At 44.7% G+C, this 15,222-nt stretch carries 18 protein-coding genes; 10 read left to right on the forward strand and 8 right to left on the reverse strand.

Annotated features, from left to right (window positions below):
- Positions 1-63: 63 nt before the first annotated feature.
- From WJM45_RS14800 to WJM45_RS14810, 3 genes are all read right to left on the reverse strand, one after another.
- Positions 64-597: a GNAT family N-acetyltransferase gene (locus WJM45_RS14800; protein WP_341325849.1), complete on the reverse strand. Its 534-nt coding sequence runs from the start codon at positions 595-597 to the stop codon at positions 64-66.
- On the reverse strand, positions 594-863 hold the full coding sequence (locus WJM45_RS14805; RefSeq protein WP_341325850.1) for a DUF1778 domain-containing protein: 270 nt from the start codon (positions 861-863) through the stop codon (positions 594-596). Before WJM45_RS14805 ends, WJM45_RS14800 begins: the two co-directional genes overlap by 4 nt.
- A 558-nt stretch (positions 864-1,421) precedes the next feature.
- Positions 1,422-2,090 (reverse strand): hypothetical protein, encoded by a 669-nt coding sequence (locus tag WJM45_RS14810; RefSeq protein WP_341325851.1) that lies wholly within the window; start codon positions 2,088-2,090, stop codon positions 1,422-1,424.
- Between the two features lie 505 nt (positions 2,091-2,595).
- Between WJM45_RS14810 and WJM45_RS14815 the strand changes: the two genes are divergently transcribed.
- From WJM45_RS14815 to WJM45_RS14830, 4 genes are all read left to right on the forward strand, one after another.
- Positions 2,596-2,742 (forward strand): hypothetical protein, encoded by a 147-nt coding sequence (locus WJM45_RS14815; protein ID WP_341325852.1) that lies wholly within the window; start codon positions 2,596-2,598, stop codon positions 2,740-2,742.
- A gap of 24 nt (positions 2,743-2,766) precedes the next feature.
- Complete coding sequence (locus WJM45_RS14820; RefSeq protein ID WP_341325853.1) at positions 2,767-2,994, forward strand: DUF6290 family protein; 228 nt, start codon at positions 2,767-2,769, stop codon at positions 2,992-2,994.
- On the forward strand, positions 2,978-3,244 hold the full coding sequence (locus WJM45_RS14825; protein ID WP_341325854.1) for a type II toxin-antitoxin system RelE/ParE family toxin: 267 nt from the start codon (positions 2,978-2,980) through the stop codon (positions 3,242-3,244). Before WJM45_RS14820 ends, WJM45_RS14825 begins: the two co-directional genes overlap by 17 nt.
- Before the next feature lie 261 nt (positions 3,245-3,505).
- Positions 3,506-4,837 (forward strand): ISNCY family transposase, encoded by a 1,332-nt coding sequence (locus WJM45_RS14830; RefSeq protein ID WP_341325855.1) that lies wholly within the window; start codon positions 3,506-3,508, stop codon positions 4,835-4,837.
- A gap of 58 nt (positions 4,838-4,895) precedes the next feature.
- On the opposite strand, the gene WJM45_RS14835 is transcribed toward WJM45_RS14830, so the two are convergent.
- The 3 genes from WJM45_RS14835 to WJM45_RS14845 all read right to left on the reverse strand — a co-directional run bounded on the left by WJM45_RS14835 (position 4,896) and on the right by WJM45_RS14845 (position 7,690).
- Complete coding sequence (locus WJM45_RS14835; RefSeq protein ID WP_341325856.1) at positions 4,896-5,174, reverse strand: hypothetical protein; 279 nt, start codon at positions 5,172-5,174, stop codon at positions 4,896-4,898.
- A 490-nt stretch (positions 5,175-5,664) separates the two neighbouring features.
- Entirely contained in the window at positions 5,665-6,768 is a 1,104-nt protein-coding gene (locus tag WJM45_RS14840; protein WP_341325857.1) for a hypothetical protein, read from the reverse strand.
- A gap of 103 nt (positions 6,769-6,871) precedes the next feature.
- Positions 6,872-7,690, reverse strand: coding sequence for a cytochrome b/b6 domain-containing protein (locus WJM45_RS14845; protein WP_341325858.1), 819 nt, complete (start codon positions 7,688-7,690; stop codon positions 6,872-6,874).
- A gap of 307 nt (positions 7,691-7,997) precedes the next feature.
- Between WJM45_RS14845 and WJM45_RS14850 the strand changes: the two genes are divergently transcribed.
- Positions 7,998-9,581 carry an IS66 family transposase gene (locus WJM45_RS14850; protein ID WP_341325859.1) on the forward strand — a complete coding sequence of 528 codons (1,584 nt, stop codon included), beginning with the start codon at positions 7,998-8,000 and terminating at the stop codon, positions 9,579-9,581.
- Positions 9,582-10,090: 509 nt separating this feature from the next.
- Here WJM45_RS14850 and WJM45_RS14855 read toward each other — a convergent pair.
- A complete protein-coding gene (locus WJM45_RS14855) occupies positions 10,091-10,759 on the reverse strand; it encodes a hypothetical protein (protein ID WP_341325860.1) in 669 nt (222 codons plus the stop codon).
- Between the two features lie 377 nt (positions 10,760-11,136).
- On the opposite strand from WJM45_RS14855, the gene WJM45_RS14860 reads away from it, so the two are divergent.
- The 5 genes from WJM45_RS14860 (at position 11,137) to WJM45_RS14880 (ending at position 13,808) form a co-directional block, all read left to right on the forward strand.
- Positions 11,137-11,259 (forward strand): hypothetical protein, encoded by a 123-nt coding sequence (locus tag WJM45_RS14860; RefSeq protein WP_341325861.1) that lies wholly within the window; start codon positions 11,137-11,139, stop codon positions 11,257-11,259.
- A 377-nt stretch (positions 11,260-11,636) separates the two neighbouring features.
- Positions 11,637-11,870, forward strand: coding sequence for a DUF433 domain-containing protein (locus WJM45_RS14865; RefSeq protein WP_017839967.1), 234 nt, complete (start codon positions 11,637-11,639; stop codon positions 11,868-11,870).
- On the forward strand, positions 11,867-12,022 hold the full coding sequence (locus WJM45_RS14870) for a DUF5615 family PIN-like protein (RefSeq protein ID WP_341325862.1): 156 nt from the start codon (positions 11,867-11,869) through the stop codon (positions 12,020-12,022). Before WJM45_RS14865 ends, WJM45_RS14870 begins: the two co-directional genes overlap by 4 nt.
- Complete coding sequence (locus tag WJM45_RS14875; RefSeq protein ID WP_341328952.1) at positions 12,016-12,204, forward strand: DUF5615 family PIN-like protein; 189 nt, start codon at positions 12,016-12,018, stop codon at positions 12,202-12,204. The genes WJM45_RS14870 and WJM45_RS14875 overlap by 7 nt, the downstream gene beginning before the upstream one ends.
- A 398-nt stretch (positions 12,205-12,602) precedes the next feature.
- A complete protein-coding gene (locus WJM45_RS14880) occupies positions 12,603-13,808 on the forward strand; it encodes an integrase arm-type DNA-binding domain-containing protein (RefSeq protein ID WP_341325863.1) in 1,206 nt (401 codons plus the stop codon).
- 203 nt (positions 13,809-14,011) lie between these two features.
- On the opposite strand, the gene WJM45_RS14885 is transcribed toward WJM45_RS14880, so the two are convergent.
- A complete protein-coding gene (locus WJM45_RS14885; protein WP_341325864.1) occupies positions 14,012-15,220 on the reverse strand; it encodes a PDDEXK nuclease domain-containing protein in 1,209 nt (402 codons plus the stop codon).
- Positions 15,221-15,222: the final 2 nt, after the last annotated feature.

The raw sequence follows: 15,222 nt of genomic DNA on the forward strand, positions 1-15,222 counted from the left end.
GGTTGTAAGGCTGTAGTGCCCTGAGTTGGCTATCCCTCTTAAATTCTTTGTTTTGTTCGTAACCTATTGGCTGAAAAGCTGTTCTACCGTTTTCATCGGTAAGAACATACGGATGCGTCCATTGTGTTCACACAAAACCTCGAAGCCGAACTTCGCATAAAACGCTTGTGCTGAATCGGTCAAGCAGTCGACAACAATTGCATAAGCTCTCATGTAATGGTTCACATCCCACAAGTATTTCAACGCGCGAATAAGGCAAACTTTACCAAGTCCCGCACCATGAAACTCTTTATGCACCGCTAATTGTGCGAGTAAGAAAACAGGTACCGGATATTTAGGAAGTTTTTTAGCAAGTTGTGCCGGCAGTGTCTCACGACTAATTGAACTTGGAGCAATGCTATAAAATGCGCAAATGGCAAACTGTTGGTTTAATAATGGGTAGGCACTTGGTAAAACCATTGTGCGGCTGATCCCCGCATCCCTATGCCTTACTGCTTGAGTTTTGATAAACGTGTTTAGCTCTTGCACACCACAATCAAACGAGTTGCGATCATGTTTTGATTTACTGAGTTCTACGAACTCTTTGCCCCAACTCACTTAATGCCGCTCTCTTCTGCAAATTTAGCAGCATCTAGTAGAGCTCGATTGGGCGCTTTTACTTTATCACACGCTGCAATAAATTCATCAAACACACTGTCTTTGACTGTAATACTTTCATGCTTTTCAATAACATGAGTTGCGTCTTCGTTTATTAGCCTAACAACGTACTCTGTTAGGCTTTTTAACCCAAGCAAAGCTGAAGCTTTTTCCGCTTTAGCCTTGATTTCTTCGTCAAGTCGAATATCTAAACGAGCTGTAGCCATAATACCTCCCATGTACGGAACAATTCCGTAATTATTGGCAATTGTAGACCTTATTTCAGACACATTCAATCCGTACGGACATCTGACGGAATACGATAAAACATAACGTCACACTCACCGGCTTGTCCGGTCAAGCTTTCTCAATTTTTTGGGAGAGTATCGAGTTGAACTTGCAAGAGCGATCGGTTGCAACCTAAGTTTTGCTAACATGTCTCCCCGCTGAATGTGTATATGTGCTGGTTCAACGTTGTCATTACTATAGAAACAGAAGGGGATCATTTAGGTTTACCCAATGTCAGAAGTGTTATGTTTCTTTGAAAGGTTTTTGTGGCTTTCTCAGGACTGCAAAGTCAACCGACTCGATACCGAGGCTTCGCAATGCAATTGATTGAGCACCGTTACGCTTTGCGGAATGCTGTAGGGATATTTCCGCCCGATGCCGACCGGGAGACCATCAAAAATTCGGTCAATAAAAAAGGGCCTACGCGCTAACGCAAGCCCTTGCTTTATTTACTCCGGACGGAATATACGACCGATCGAGTGCCTATCATTGACTGTTTAAATCGGCCTATGCCCAAAATTGGAGGTTTTATCCAATTCGAAAGTCGCTGAAAAGATCGCTTTTGCCAGCTTGGCGCCGTTTGCCGGTTTGTTCAGAAAATGACTCAACTCATTATCATCAATCCGGTCAATTATCCGTTTGACCTGCTCCGCTTGGAGGATTTCTTTGCTGAGAAAAACAGTTCCACCTGTTTGAATCCAAAAGTCATCGAAATCGACCAAATAGCCCGCCAAAACCACTCCTAAACTAGTTGCTTTCGCCATGTTGTAATCGATAATCTGAAAAGTCGATTTGCTGAATACATTCTCCGCTTTGATGGTATCTTTGCGATTCGTTTCATCCAGTCGGTAAATCGCATAATGCGCGTTGCCCATACGTCGAAGCAATTCAAGTTCGTATGCGTCGGCTTCTTTACTGAATAGACGCAAGAACTTCTCCGCCATGTTGAAGCCGTTTGGAAGATAGCCGTAAATAGCATAATCGGTAAACAAGTCCATTTCGTTTTCTTTTTTGACCATCAATGTCTTTTGATGCCAAATCCCCAAATGCTTGCCGCAGGTTTTAATATCGTCCTTCGTGAGCTTTCTGAAAATCCTGCTGTTCAAATCCATCATACGATGACGAATCTCGGGATAATCGGCTGGAGTAAAGGTAAAATCGGCCATGAGCTATGTTGAATGATGATGCGAAGTTTGTTCTTAACAGGTCGTACAGATTATTCCGACCCGATACCGCCCCCACCGGGAGACTGTTGGAATTATGGAGTAACACTGTATTTTTTCAAAGGCACTACAAATAAGTCAAGGCCTGTAGAGAAAAACTCTACAGGCCTTGACTTATTCGGCTCCCCCGGACGGGCTCGAACCGCCGACCTAGTGATTAACAATCGCTTGGCATAGGGTTTTTTGAAGTCCTATAAAGTCTAACTAAAAATCATAGATAATTGATTATATTGATTTATTGAAAAATTAGTGTCCAATAATGTACACTCAAATCTACCGTTTTTGCCCAGCCTAAATTTAGCCATTTAGAGCAAGTCACTAGGTATAGTCAAATGTCTACGATCACCGTCAAAGAATTGGAAGCACTCAAACCGAAAGAAAAGCCATATTTGCATCGCGTCGGCCAATTTAAAGGTAAAGGCACTTTGGCCTTCAAGATTTTGCTCATTTGAATGATGTATCCGACCGACACTATGATCGTTATGACTATTTGCCGGAGAAACGCGCGGCGATGGCGAAATGGGGGGCAGCGTTACAGCTGAGCATCGACGGCAAGCCTGAATCGAATATCCTGCCTTTCGCCAAGAGCGCATAAATTACAATCTATCGAGGCGCACCAATGACTACAATCCAAATTAATGACGACCTGAACCAAGCGTTACAAGCCATCGCCGCACAGCAGCACACGACACCTGAAAAATTGATTCACGAAGCCTTGCAAGAGCTAATTGAAGACTATTACGACATTCAGGCCGCCGAAGCCGCATTGAAACGGATCGAAAGCGGAGAAGACCGCACTTACACACTGGATGAGGCTAAGGCGTATCTGAATGAATTGGACCGTTGAATTATCCAAACCGGCGCTTAAGCAGCTTGGCAAGATCAACAAGACCGAGCGCGAATACATTTGGCGGTTTATCAAAGAAACATTGCCGAATCAGCATAACCCAAGGCAAACAGGACGAGCCCTGCAAGGTGCTTTAAAAGGATTGTGGCGTTACCGTGTCGGCAATTATCGATTGGTTTGTCTGATCAAAGACAACGAAGTCTTGATTCTGATTTTAGAAATAGGACACCGCAAAAACATCTATCAATAAACCAGTTTGCCAAGCCTAGGGCCTTACACCCGAAAGCCGGATTCATCACCCGGTTAGGCTTGGCTCCCATTCGTGACGACACAATGGCCCGGAAACGTTGCCGTAGGGAGACCTACAATGCGGTTGAGGCGACCCACTTGTCGAGCAAGAGTAAGCAACAAATAGATCCAATAAAGCAAGTAGCGAGATATCTTCACAGCAGTTCTCAATTTAGCCCATGCTGGTAAACTGGGCTGATTTTTTCATATCCGTACACGGACGATGGCTTACCCTTTTAAAGAAAAAGAACAATTCACGCAAGCTCGCTTGATCGAGCGAATCAGGCAAGTCTTCGAAACCTTGCCCGACGGTCGCAGTGGGACTGGTGTTTACCAGAAATACAGTATGGTTGATGCAGCACTGAGCGCCTTTTCGGTGTTTTTTATGCAATCGCCCTCGTTTCTGGATCATCAGCGGACGATGCAAAAAGAGCGCGGCAAGAATAACGCACAGAGTTTGTTTGGAGTCTACCAAATTCCGAGTGACAACCAGATTCGGAATCTGCTGGATGCGGTGTCACCCGACGCCCTATGGCCACTGTACCGATGGGTGCTGCAGGCATTGGAAGCGCAAGGCAAACTCAAAGAGTTCCAAGTGCTGGGTGATAGTGTGCTGGTGGCCTTGGATGGGGTGGAGTATTTTAGTTCGCAGAAGATTCATTGCGCCTGCTGCTCAACGAAGACACTCAAGAACGGTGCTATCCACTATGCTCACAGCGCAGTTACCCCGGTAATCGTTTCGCCACATCAAGCGGATGTCATTCCGTTGGCACCCGAACTTATCGCACCGCAAGACGGAAGCGATAAGCAAGATTATGAACTGGCAGCCGCGCGGCGCTGGTTGGAGCGCGAAGGCGGCCACCTGCCGGCGAACGTGACGTTTTTAGGCGACGATTTATATTGCAAACAGCCTTTTTGCGAATACCTCAAGCAACAGGGTCGGCATTTCATTCTGGTGTGCAAACCGGAATCCCATAAAACCCTCTACGAGTGGGTGGAGGATTTTCAGCGGCTCGGGCAGGTTGAAGTGATCGAAAAACGCCGCTGGACAGGCAAGCAACGACTGACCGAGCGTTACCGCATCGCTCAGCAAGTGCCGTTGCGCGACAGCGACGATGCCCTATTGGTGAATTGGTGCGAAATTGAGGTCATCGATGAACAAGGTCATATCGTTTACCGCAATGCGTTCGCCACGGATTACGCATTAGGCGCGCATAATGTGGCCGATATCGTCAGCGCCGGTCGTACGCGCTGGAAGATCGAAAACGAAAATAACAACACATTGAAAACCAAGGGATATAACTTCGCGCATAACTTCGGGCACGGTAAAAAGCACCTCGCGGCCTTGTTAGCCAGTCTGATCATTCTAGCTTTTCTGGTTCATACGTTGTTGCAATGGTTCGATCAATGCTATCGCTTGCTGCGTGAAGAATTGTCCAGCCGCAAGACGTTTTTTAACGATTTAAGGGCGCTCACCCGCTATTTTTGTTTTGATAGCTGGCAACATTTGATGGAATTTATGCTTGATGGCTTGAATATCCCCATTCCACACTGAGAGCTCTTATGGTTATCTGCTTAAATTGAGAATTGCTGATATCTTCACTAAACCACTCTCATTCAAAGCCTGAGGCATTATAGCGTCTGCCTGTCTTGCGTCCTTGACCATCGAACTCCTCGCCGTCTTTCAAACGAATAGAGCCTTTCTCGTGGAGAACCCTGCCCCGACTATCGGATTGATAGACCTTTCCATCTCTTATCACCAGATCCCGGCCAAAATCCCTTCGGCCTTTAGCGTCGTAAGCCTCGATCCGTTTATCTTTCGCAACCGCATCGTTGCTACATAAGCATGGAAATATCAGTAGAATGATAGTAAAAGCCTTCAAAAACTGCATGCTCAACCTCCCGTTAATGGCCTGTTATTGTTGATTCGCGACCTAGCAATATAGTCGATCATTATTTTGGGGTGAGCTATACTCCAAAGTTCTGCACGCTAAAAATAGCGTGTTAATCATCTTCCAAGCGTTCTATTCTCATCTGCTAAGCTTCGGAAAACGCGAAGGCTTCTACCCTTAACTGACTGTCTTTTTCCGCTTGTCGAAAGGCATGGCACTGAGCTTCTATTTCTTTGTTGGCTATGCCCTTGGCGACATTCCATATTTTTTTTACAAATCCTCACTATCCTTGGTCAATTCCTCCGGCAGCTCGACGACTCGTAGTAATGAGCCTGCTTTCAAGAACTTCGCTTCGTCTGTCAGTTTCCAAGTACGCATGTACTTACTAATCATCGACATGCTGCCCCCGACCAAGCAATTCATACAATTTTAGGCAGGTGGTCGGCCAATGCTCTTGACCATGTTTGTCTGGTCTAAATCCAAATAAGCATTACGATTTTGTTACGGGAGACTTGTATTTTAGCGGCACCGTTATTACATCGCTAGCAACATCCGTTATCGGTAGTTTGATCGTTCGACTGTCGAAGACCCAATGCGCATAGCGGTTGTTAAACTTTCGATAGCGGACGACTGCACTGATTATTAACGGACTTTGTGCCCAATATGGCACAGTAAACTGAAAAGATACGATATCAGATTTTCCAGGTGGGATATAACTCTCATAAGCATTACCCACCATATTGAAAAGATCATGCCGCCATACATGCTTACCAAATCGATCAACGGGTATGGCTCTATAAAAATGAGCTTGGCGGTCGATTTCGCCATCGTCATCAATTGATCCACTGCTAAAAACTACTTTATTCTGGGCATCCACGATGCGAAATTCAATCCACACTTCATTGATATCCGTTGACCCACCGGGAAAATTATGTCCAACCAGCGTATTGGAAACAATCACATTAATAGCTGCGTTATCTCCCAGATATAAATATGAAGGAGTTTCAATGCTAGAACGTATGGATTCTTCGACAAAAAAATCACTTTGGATTGCATCGGTTTTTCTTGGCTCCTCTATAGTCACTTTAATTTTACCTGCCTTTAAGAACTCCTGTGTTTGAACGAATTGTTCAGTATCGCCATTTACCCAAGGAATCACTGTGTTCGCGGCGAGTGTTCGGTGACTAACGATCCTTCCATTTTCATCAGCAGAAGGATCAACACCCGACTTCAATGGCAGGTGACAGTCCTGACATCTTTGAACCTTTTCGTCAGCAAATGATTGTTCCGTTTGACTAGAAAAAGAACTTGCCAACCATGCTGAATATTCATCTTGCATTTTCACCCATCCCCAGTTATTAACTTCCTTATCCATAAATTGCACATGACAGGTAGCACAGAGTTTGGGAGACGACAAAATATTTCTCGCCATATCTTTTCGGTGCTGTTCCGGATGCGTTTTAATTAAATAGTTGTGTATTTTTTTTGCAAACCAATTATCAGCCCCGCCAAAAAGATATTCTTTCGGTGCAACAAAACGGTAGCTAGCTACGCCTTTTAGGTGAACTGCTTCTTCTATACCATGACATCCCATACAACTTATCCCTTCGTTGAAGGCTGTTGTTCCCTGAATACCTCCATGCTTTCCACCAGTAGATAACTGACCTGTAAGCAGCGCAATAGGAGCATGACAACCCTCACAATATCGGGTCGCTGAAATACCTTTTTTTTTTAGCTAATAAATTAACATTTTTCACATAAGATACGTCGGATGCACCCTGACTGTGAATAGAGGCCATCCATTGTTTAGTTATTTCTTCATGGCAACTTCCACATTTAAAAGATCCGCCAATTCTTTTTTCATCGACAAAACTTTGATTCAACGTCTCTGTTTGGCTAGGTCTGAAAGGATGAGCCCCATACGGATATTCATAATTTTGCACTACACCTTGATCGAGATAACCGGTATACATTGATGCATACAAAGCGGTTAGAGAAAACACACAAATCACGGTGGTAATCAGACTAAAAACGCTAAGCCGTTGAACTTCCCTAGGAATACTTTGAAAATAAACCCGTTGCCTACCTCGCTTGCTGTTAAAAACACTGAAGCAATGAAACAAAATATGGAATAACAATGTCGCTAATAGCAAATATGAAGACAAAATATGCCAGTCATATATCCACCGTTGAGCTTCATTTTGTCCTAATATAGATATATAAGTTCCCGTCGCAATCAAGCCAATTAAACTAAATGCCGCAAATATACCAGTTATGAAAACAAACAATCTACGATTACCCAGTATCCTTTTTATATGTGCATATAGATACGGAATAAATACGATTGCAACTAATACGCCAGAAAAAATATGAATCAAAAAGAACCATTGCTGCCAAACACTGTATTCGTTGGTTAGAAACGTAATAAAACCACTTCCTATGCTCACCAATAGAGCGGGTGAAAATAACCGCATTCTATGTTGTTCTTTATCCAGAACAGACTCTTTCTTTTGCATAATTACCCCGCTCCTAATGCCAGCGAACACCAGTTGGCAATCAATATATCAGTGTACGGTACGAAGATTGTCTTCAAGTCTACTGTAAAATTGGTGTAAGCTATCTATAACCTTTTTCTTATTATCAGGATATAAAATTTCCGCAGCGGCAAACCGTGCACTTTCATTTTCATGAATATTGCTGATAATCCGCCAAAGAAACTCTTCAATTCTTCCATCGTAACTATTCAGCCCCCCATTACAAAAATCATCCAATCAGTCACTAAAAAACTGTATTTTCAAGCCGCCAAGACGTATCCTGTGCACCATGCAACTGAGCGATCATGACCTAAACCAACTGGATGAAGACAGGCTTCTGGACTTACCGGAAGAGGATTTGCGTCGCCTTTCGATTCGCTTGCTCAACGATCTCAAGGAAGCACGCGAGCGCTTGAAGCAAAACTCGCGCAATAGCTCCCGGCCACCCAGTAGTGAAGCACCGTGGGATAAGGCGAACGATACAGCCAGTGATACCGATGCGATAGACGCTGGCGAAGACACGCCGGACCAGGAGGCAGATAACACATCTTCCGCCCCACCTGCTAAAGAATCCAAACAAGATTCTCAAACCGACTCGTCTCAAGCTTCGGATGATGTGCGTAACCCCGGTAAGCAGCCTGGTGCGCAAGGCTTCGGTAGACAGCAAGTCCTGCCGGTGACCGACTATCAAGACCATCGTCCCGAGCTTTGCGCGTGTTGCGGTACTGTGTTCACGACAAGTCAGCAAAAAGCGTATACCGCTTTTGATACCGTTGACCTCACCTGGGCTGACGCGAACGATCCGGGCTTGAGATTGATCACGACGCGGCATACCTATTATGAAGCGACGTGTCACTGCGGCCATGTGACGCGAGGCGAACCGTATCGTCATGTGCCCCACGGCAGTTTGCCGAACGTCGTGTGCAGCGAATGGCGCCTGGTCGGGCCGGGTTTAGCCGCCTTGATTGTGTGTCTGGCCTATCGCATGCGGCTATCCCGTGAGCGCATCCGCGAATTCTTGCAGGATTGGTTAGGGTTAAGTCTCAGTGTCGGCACCATCAACAACACCCTGCATGAAAGCGGCGCGGCGGCGCTGCCGATCGAAGACGAACTCATTGACGCCGTGGTCAATAGTCAATTACTGCATGTCGATGAAACGTCTTGGATGGAACTGACGACCTTCTTATGGCTGTGGGTGTTCAGTACGGATACCGTGACTGCTTACTGGATTGCCTACCGCAGTGCCGAATTGCTCGAGAACCTCTTGGGCTCGGATTACTTGGGCTGGCTCATGAGCGATGGCTACCAAGCCTATCGCAGATACCCGAATCGCGTGCGTTGCTGGGCGCATCTGCTGCGCAAAGCCCAAGGGCTGGAAGAGAGTTTCGACCCTGTGGCACGCCAGTTCGGCAAACAAACACTAGCGTTGCTGAATACACTGATGAACGCGATTCGAGAGGCCCGTGTCGACCCACCCGACAAACTGTTGACGGAAACCTTTCAAGAATCACTGGCGCTCTATCGAGCGCTATGCGAAAGCCTGCGCGAAGCAACGCATAAAAAGACGCGTGAGCTGGCCGGTGAAATGCTCAATGATTGGGAGGCGATCTTTCAGGTCGTTGCATCCTATCATTTGCCGTTGACCAACAACGAAGCCGAGCGGGCACTGCGGCACTGGGTGATTTTGAGACGCATCAGCTATGGCACTCGTACCGAACAAGGCTCGCGGGTATTCGCCATTTTAATCAGCGTGATCGAAACCTGCCGTAAAAGACAGCAATCCCCTTGGCTTTATTTGGCAGTAGTCATTGATCATCAGCGGACCGGGCGGCCGATTCCAAAATTGCCTCCAGTGGACTGGGGGTCTGAATAGTTACCACGATTCAGGTGATGTTGAATGGCTTCGACGTGTTTATCCCGCCAATCCAACAACTGTCTTCTCAGAAATATATAATCTGCCCTATCAATTGTTGATTGTTTTTTCTGTTGGAGCATTTTTGATACTCTCTTTGGGAGTTAGCGAATAATACCGTCGGCCTAGGATTTTAAACCATTAGCTCGAACCTGCCACCAATCATAGATGTAAAAGGCAAATAATTGCCAAGTTTTGATCGGTCAGCACAACTCTTTCGAAAATATGTGTGGTTTTATCGCAACTGACAACTCAACCGACTCGATACTAAGGCTTCAATGGGAGCGAAACAATAGATTGAGCACCCGTCAGGCTTTGCGGAATGCTTTTAAAGAGATATGCCGACCGGGAGACCATCAAAAATTCAGTCAATAAAAAAGGGCCTACGCGCTAACGCAAGCCCTTGCTTTATTTACCACGGACGGGATATACGACCGATCGAGTGCCTATTCTGAGCCGATTTAGCTTGTCTAAACCGGCACATGTCCGAAATTGGAGGTTTCGCCAAGTCCAATAGTCGCAGAGATGATTGCTTTCGCCATCTTGGCGCCGTTTGCAGGCTTGCTCAGAAAATGACTCAACTCATTATCATCAATCCGGTCTATTATCCGTTTGACCTGCTCCGCTTGGAAGATTTCATTGCTGAGTAAAACGGTTCCACCTGTTTGAATCCAAAAGCCATCAAAATCGATCAGATGCCCAGCCAGAATCATTCCCTGACGAGCGGTTTTAGCCAATTGATGATCGACCAACCGATAAATCACCTTACTGAATACATCCACAACTTTTAAGGAATCGGTGCCGTTCGTTTCTTCCACCTGATAAATCGCATAATGCGCTTCGCTCATACGGCGCAGCAATTCCAATTCATATGCGTCGGCTTCTTTACTGAATAGACGCAAGAACTTCTCCGCCATATTGAAGCCGTTTGGACGATAGCCGTAAATCGCATAATCGGTAAATAAGTCCATTTCGGTTTCGTTTTGGACCATTAAGGCCTTTTGATGCCAAATCCCCAAATGCTTGCCGCAGGTTTTAATATTGTCCTTCGTGAGCTTTCTGAAAATATTGCCGTTCAAATCCATCATACGATGACGTATCTCGGGATAATCGGCTGGAGTAAACGTAAAATCGGCCATGAGCTATGTTGAATGATGATGCGAAGTTTGTTCTTAACAGGTCGTGCAGATTTTTCCGACCCAATACCGACCCCACCGGGAGACTGTTGGAATTATGGAGTAACACTGTATTTTTTCAAAGGCACTACAAATAAAAAAGGCCTGTAGAGAAAAACTCTACAGGCCTTGATTTATTTGGCTCCCCCGGACGGGCTCGAACCGCCGACCTAGTGATTAACAGTCGATAAAATGCCCAATTCAACTGTTTTCAAGTTATGCTATGTTGATTCATTTTAGCTCGTTCTTATTGATATAACAAAGAAAAATATTTTTCTTGTTGTTTTGAAGGTTCCATTTTTTTCATTTCATTGCACTACCAAAGGCACTAAAAAAGCACTATGGAATTTCCCATATTCGCCAAAGACAATGTGCTCTCAATCAAGCAAATCACTTTTGATGTCGGTGCGATCTTGTTGGAAGATACGGCTGATGACTTTGCACGAGAAACCTCGTTGTTATGATCGCATTTTCCAATACCCCACCGGTCATTGCATTGAGTAGCACCCAGTCATTCGAATTATTACCAATAATTGCTTAGATTCGGGGAATTTCATTTGGTTCTTGACGTTATTACTTGCAACCATTGACCGGCGACACCAAAGACGTTGTAAAAAACATGCCTCGTGTACTCTCATAGCGCAAGTGTTAAAAGAAACCAGAATCGAGTCTAGTAGTCACGACCTGACACGTACTTTATTGACAATCGGCGATGCGATCATGATACCCTTTTCGTTGTTAAAGGCATTAGCGAACCATAAACCGACAATGACATAACCGGCGGCTATATCAATCCTGAAGCCAAAACCATGAAGGCGGCACCCGTTAAGGATTCATCACGATGACAGACTTAGATTACCATTCGATTATTACCATTGAACCCGGCAAACGGAGCGGCAAACCGTGTATCCGAGGGTTAAGAATCACCGTTTATGACATTCTTGAATATTTGGCTTCCGGCATGACCGAAGCGGAAATATTGGAGGATTTCGATTATTTGACGCAAGCCGATATTCGAGCTTGCCTAGCTTATGCTGCTGACCGCGAAAAGCATTTGATGGTTATCAATTCATGAAGCTGTTGTTTGATGAGAATCTTTCGCCCAAGCTGGTAGCCGCTTTAATTGACGTGTTCCCCGGCTCTGCTCATATCGATCGGATCGGCTTAGGCGGCGAATCGATCATGCCGTCTGGGAATAGGCAAAGCACCACGGCTACACACTGGTAAGCAAAGATTCAGACTTTTACGACAAAAGCGCTTTATTAGGTTATCCGCCAAAAGTCATTTGGATAAGGCGCGGAATCAGACCAATATCCAATTTCCAACTCAGCGATTATGTCCCGAATATGAATGGAATTTCCGCCAAAGACAATTTGACTAACAATCAGGCGAATCACTATTTACGTTAATAATGTTCACCTTTGAGCATCGTGAGATTATCAGCAAGCTGTGCCAAATAATTGAACTGGGATGAGTCCTTTATAAAGCACAGGATTTTGGCTAACTGAAAAAACAAGCCGCCGCACAACAATCCATTACCATCGAATGCCCGCCGACATTTCTTCTAGAGCTTCATTTAAACGCTAAAGATTTCACCGATTATTTGAAAAAACCACTGTTAATGTGGGAGAGCCATTTTAAAGCAGAAAAACCCATCGAAATTAATAAACGGTTTTTTGCTGTTTTTATTGGCGATCTCTGAAATGATAATGTCAATTTGACGCAAACCATTTTTTGTTTCAATCGTTTGCTTAAAGTTTCGTTGGTTTCGTTTTGTTGAAATTGGAAAACACAACGGCATGACATCATGAAATTTACAGACAACCTCATCAAAGGGTTGAAGCCCAAAAACAAACCTTATCGGCTTTACGAGAAAGGGGCCGATAAAGGCTTTGGCATCCAAGTAACACCTTCCGGTTCGAAGTCATTTTTTCTTCAATATGCCCTCAATGGCAAAAGAAAATTCTTGAACCTTGGGCGCTATCCGTCTATTGGACTTTCCGAGGCTCGCGACAATGCCAGAACAAATCGTGAACAGTTATTACAGGGCTCGCATACCAGTCTAACTCCCGAAGTGCTTCACGGCAGCCTTGAGAACCTAATCAACAATTATATTGAACAGATGCGTCTTGAAGGTAAACGCTCGTGGGAAAAAGTCCAAGCCGACATCGAATACAACGTCTTTACGATGATCGATAAAAATACGCCGGCCAAGGACATTGAACCTGCTCATATCCGAAAAGTATTACATGCGATCATTCAACGCGGAGCTACCGTTCAAGCCAACCGGGTGCGCTCTTATCTTCATCGAGCTTTCGAACTTGGAATTTTTCACGACAACGATCCCAAAAGCTTGAGCGACGACTATGTTTTTAATATTGCCGCCAATCCGGTGTCTGCCGTCCCTAAAAATGCGGCCGCAGAAAAAGTGGGAGAACGCACGCTTTCCTTTGAGGAAATTGCCGTTGTTTGGCACTCTAAAAACTTTAACATCCCAACCCCAACGCTATTGGCGATAAAACTTCTCCTGATTTATGGTCTTCGTCCCATTGAATTAACAGGAGCCAAAAAATCAGAATTCGATTTTAAAAGCCAAGTCTGGTCTATTCCACCCGAACGGATTAAAAACAAGCGCTGGCATTTATTACCGATCGTCCCATTGGCTCAAAAGCTATTAGAAGAGCTTATGTTATTTTCCGGCAACTCCGATTTTTTAATGCCGGGACGATACAATCCGGAAGTTTCAATCAACAAAACGTCACTTGGTCATACCCTGACACAAATACAAAAAAACTCTCCACACTTTCCTGTTTTTACCCCGCGTGATTTAAGGCGAACCGTTAAGACCCGGATGGGGGAAATAGGCATCCATAAATCCATTCGTGACATCATTCAAAATCATGCGATGAACGATGTGAGTTCAAAACACTATGACCGCTGGGATTATTTACCGGAAAAAAGAGAAGCGCTTGAAAAATGGTGTTATCACCTTGAGAATCATCTACCGAAATAAAATAATCATCACTCTAAAGCGCATGACTACTATACTAGAATTGCACTTATAACCTGAACCCAAGAAGCATTTTTAAACCACTGGTCAATCATAATGCAAAACCTTGAACAGAGGAATTAGGCGCTAAAACCACGCAAGACTCGGAAAACACAGAAAAGATTCCAACCGCAAACAGCACGAAAAACACGTAAGATAATGACTTATCATGATTCTTCCCTTTCCGTTGCGTTATTTGATAGCTCCGGATGACGGATTTCCCATTCATGTTGTGCTTCTTCTAGTTGTTTCTTCAATGCTTCTTTATCGGGTAGGTACAGTTGATATTCCGACGCATAGATATTGGCATCTTTCGGTAGAGTGAGCTCGACCAGGTCGTCATGCTTTGTATGGCAAAGCAGAATCCCCACTGTGGGTTTTTCTTCATCCAGTTTTACATAGCGGTCGAAGTAATTCACATACATCTGCATCTGGCCGAGATCCTGATGAGCCAAGCGTCCCCGCTTTAAATCAATAATGACATAACAACGCAGCAAACGGTTGTAGAAGACCAAATCGACATAGAAGTGGTCATCATCAAAAGTGAAGCGTTTTTGCCGGGCTTCAAACAAAAAGCCTTTGCCAAGCTCTAGTAGAAAATGCTCGATTTTATCAATGATGGCAGTCTCAAGGTCATGCTCTGAATAATCCGGTTTTTCCTGCAAGTCCAGAAATTCCAGAACATAAGGACTCTTTAATACATCCGAAGGCTGAGCAACCAGCTGACCTTTTTGAGCGAGTTCCTTTACTCTTTCCTGATCGCGGCTCAAAGCCAGCCGTTCATATAGACTAGAGTTGATTTGTCGTTTCAGTTCCCGTATACCCCAGGCATTCTCAATGGCTTCGATTTCATAAAAACGACGTTCATCTTCTGACTTTATCGATAATAAAACCACATAATGTGACCAGCTTAGATTGAAATACTCAGATAATGCCCGCATGATCTTTTGAGTATCCAGGTTATTAAAAGGCAATGTCCCGGACATTGTTTGAGATTCGGCGGGTGGTGACTGTTGTATTTTTTGGAAATTTAAAGATGTAACAGACAGTGTCGGTTGAATCTTTTGATAGCCCTGATAAAACTCCCTGAATTTTCGTAAGTTCGTGGGTGACATTCCGGATATGCCCGCTTGAATCAGTCGTTTTGACAGGGTATCGATCAGCTTTTTCCCATACAATTCCGCCCGTTCCACCCCCCCGTTTTCAAATTCCACAATGTACCAGCCAAACAGCCAGTTACGGACGACCAGCGCAATATCGACTGAACGGGCAGCCTGAGCCTGCATGGCGGTCTGCGTCTGCTTAAACAGGCCGATCAGCCCATGAAATTCCAAATCATGTCCCGACTTGTCCTTCTGTGGTTCAATTTCGTGCATTA

This window comes from Methylotuvimicrobium sp. KM2 (assembly GCF_038051925.1).
Lineage (GTDB): Bacteria > Pseudomonadota > Gammaproteobacteria > Methylococcales > Methylomonadaceae > Methylotuvimicrobium.

Bases quoted from the DNA above. Each gene is read 5' to 3' on its own strand.
- WJM45_RS14805 (WP_341325850.1), bottom strand. From the start codon at position 863: ATGGCTACAGCTCGTTTAGATATTCGACTTGACGAAGAAATCAAGGCT.
- WJM45_RS14810 (WP_341325851.1), bottom strand. From the start codon at position 2,090: ATGGCCGATTTTACCTTTACTCCAGCCGATTATCCCGAGATTCGTCAT.
- WJM45_RS14820 (WP_341325853.1), top strand. From the start codon at position 2,767: ATGACTACAATCCAAATTAATGACGACCTGAACCAAGCGTTACAAGCC.
- WJM45_RS14825 (WP_341325854.1), top strand. From the start codon at position 2,978: ATGAATTGGACCGTTGAATTATCCAAACCGGCGCTTAAGCAGCTTGGC.
- WJM45_RS14830 (WP_341325855.1), top strand. From the start codon at position 3,506: ATGGCTTACCCTTTTAAAGAAAAAGAACAATTCACGCAAGCTCGCTTG.
- WJM45_RS14835 (WP_341325856.1), bottom strand. From the start codon at position 5,174: ATGCAGTTTTTGAAGGCTTTTACTATCATTCTACTGATATTTCCATGC.
- WJM45_RS14840 (WP_341325857.1), bottom strand. From the start codon at position 6,768: ATGGGATGTCATGGTATAGAAGAAGCAGTTCACCTAAAAGGCGTAGCT.
- WJM45_RS14845 (WP_341325858.1), bottom strand. From the start codon at position 7,690: ATGCAAAAGAAAGAGTCTGTTCTGGATAAAGAACAACATAGAATGCGG.
- WJM45_RS14850 (WP_341325859.1), top strand. From the start codon at position 7,998: ATGCAACTGAGCGATCATGACCTAAACCAACTGGATGAAGACAGGCTT.
- WJM45_RS14855 (WP_341325860.1), bottom strand. From the start codon at position 10,759: ATGGCCGATTTTACGTTTACTCCAGCCGATTATCCCGAGATACGTCAT.
- WJM45_RS14860 (WP_341325861.1), top strand. From the start codon at position 11,137: ATGGAATTTCCCATATTCGCCAAAGACAATGTGCTCTCAATCAAGCAA.
- WJM45_RS14865 (WP_017839967.1), top strand. From the start codon at position 11,637: ATGACAGACTTAGATTACCATTCGATTATTACCATTGAACCCGGCAAA.
- WJM45_RS14870 (WP_341325862.1), top strand. From the start codon at position 11,867: ATGAAGCTGTTGTTTGATGAGAATCTTTCGCCCAAGCTGGTAGCCGCT.
- WJM45_RS14880 (WP_341325863.1), top strand. From the start codon at position 12,603: ATGAAATTTACAGACAACCTCATCAAAGGGTTGAAGCCCAAAAACAAA.
- WJM45_RS14885 (WP_341325864.1), bottom strand. From the start codon at position 15,220: ATGCACGAAATTGAACCACAGAAGGACAAGTCGGGACATGATTTGGAA.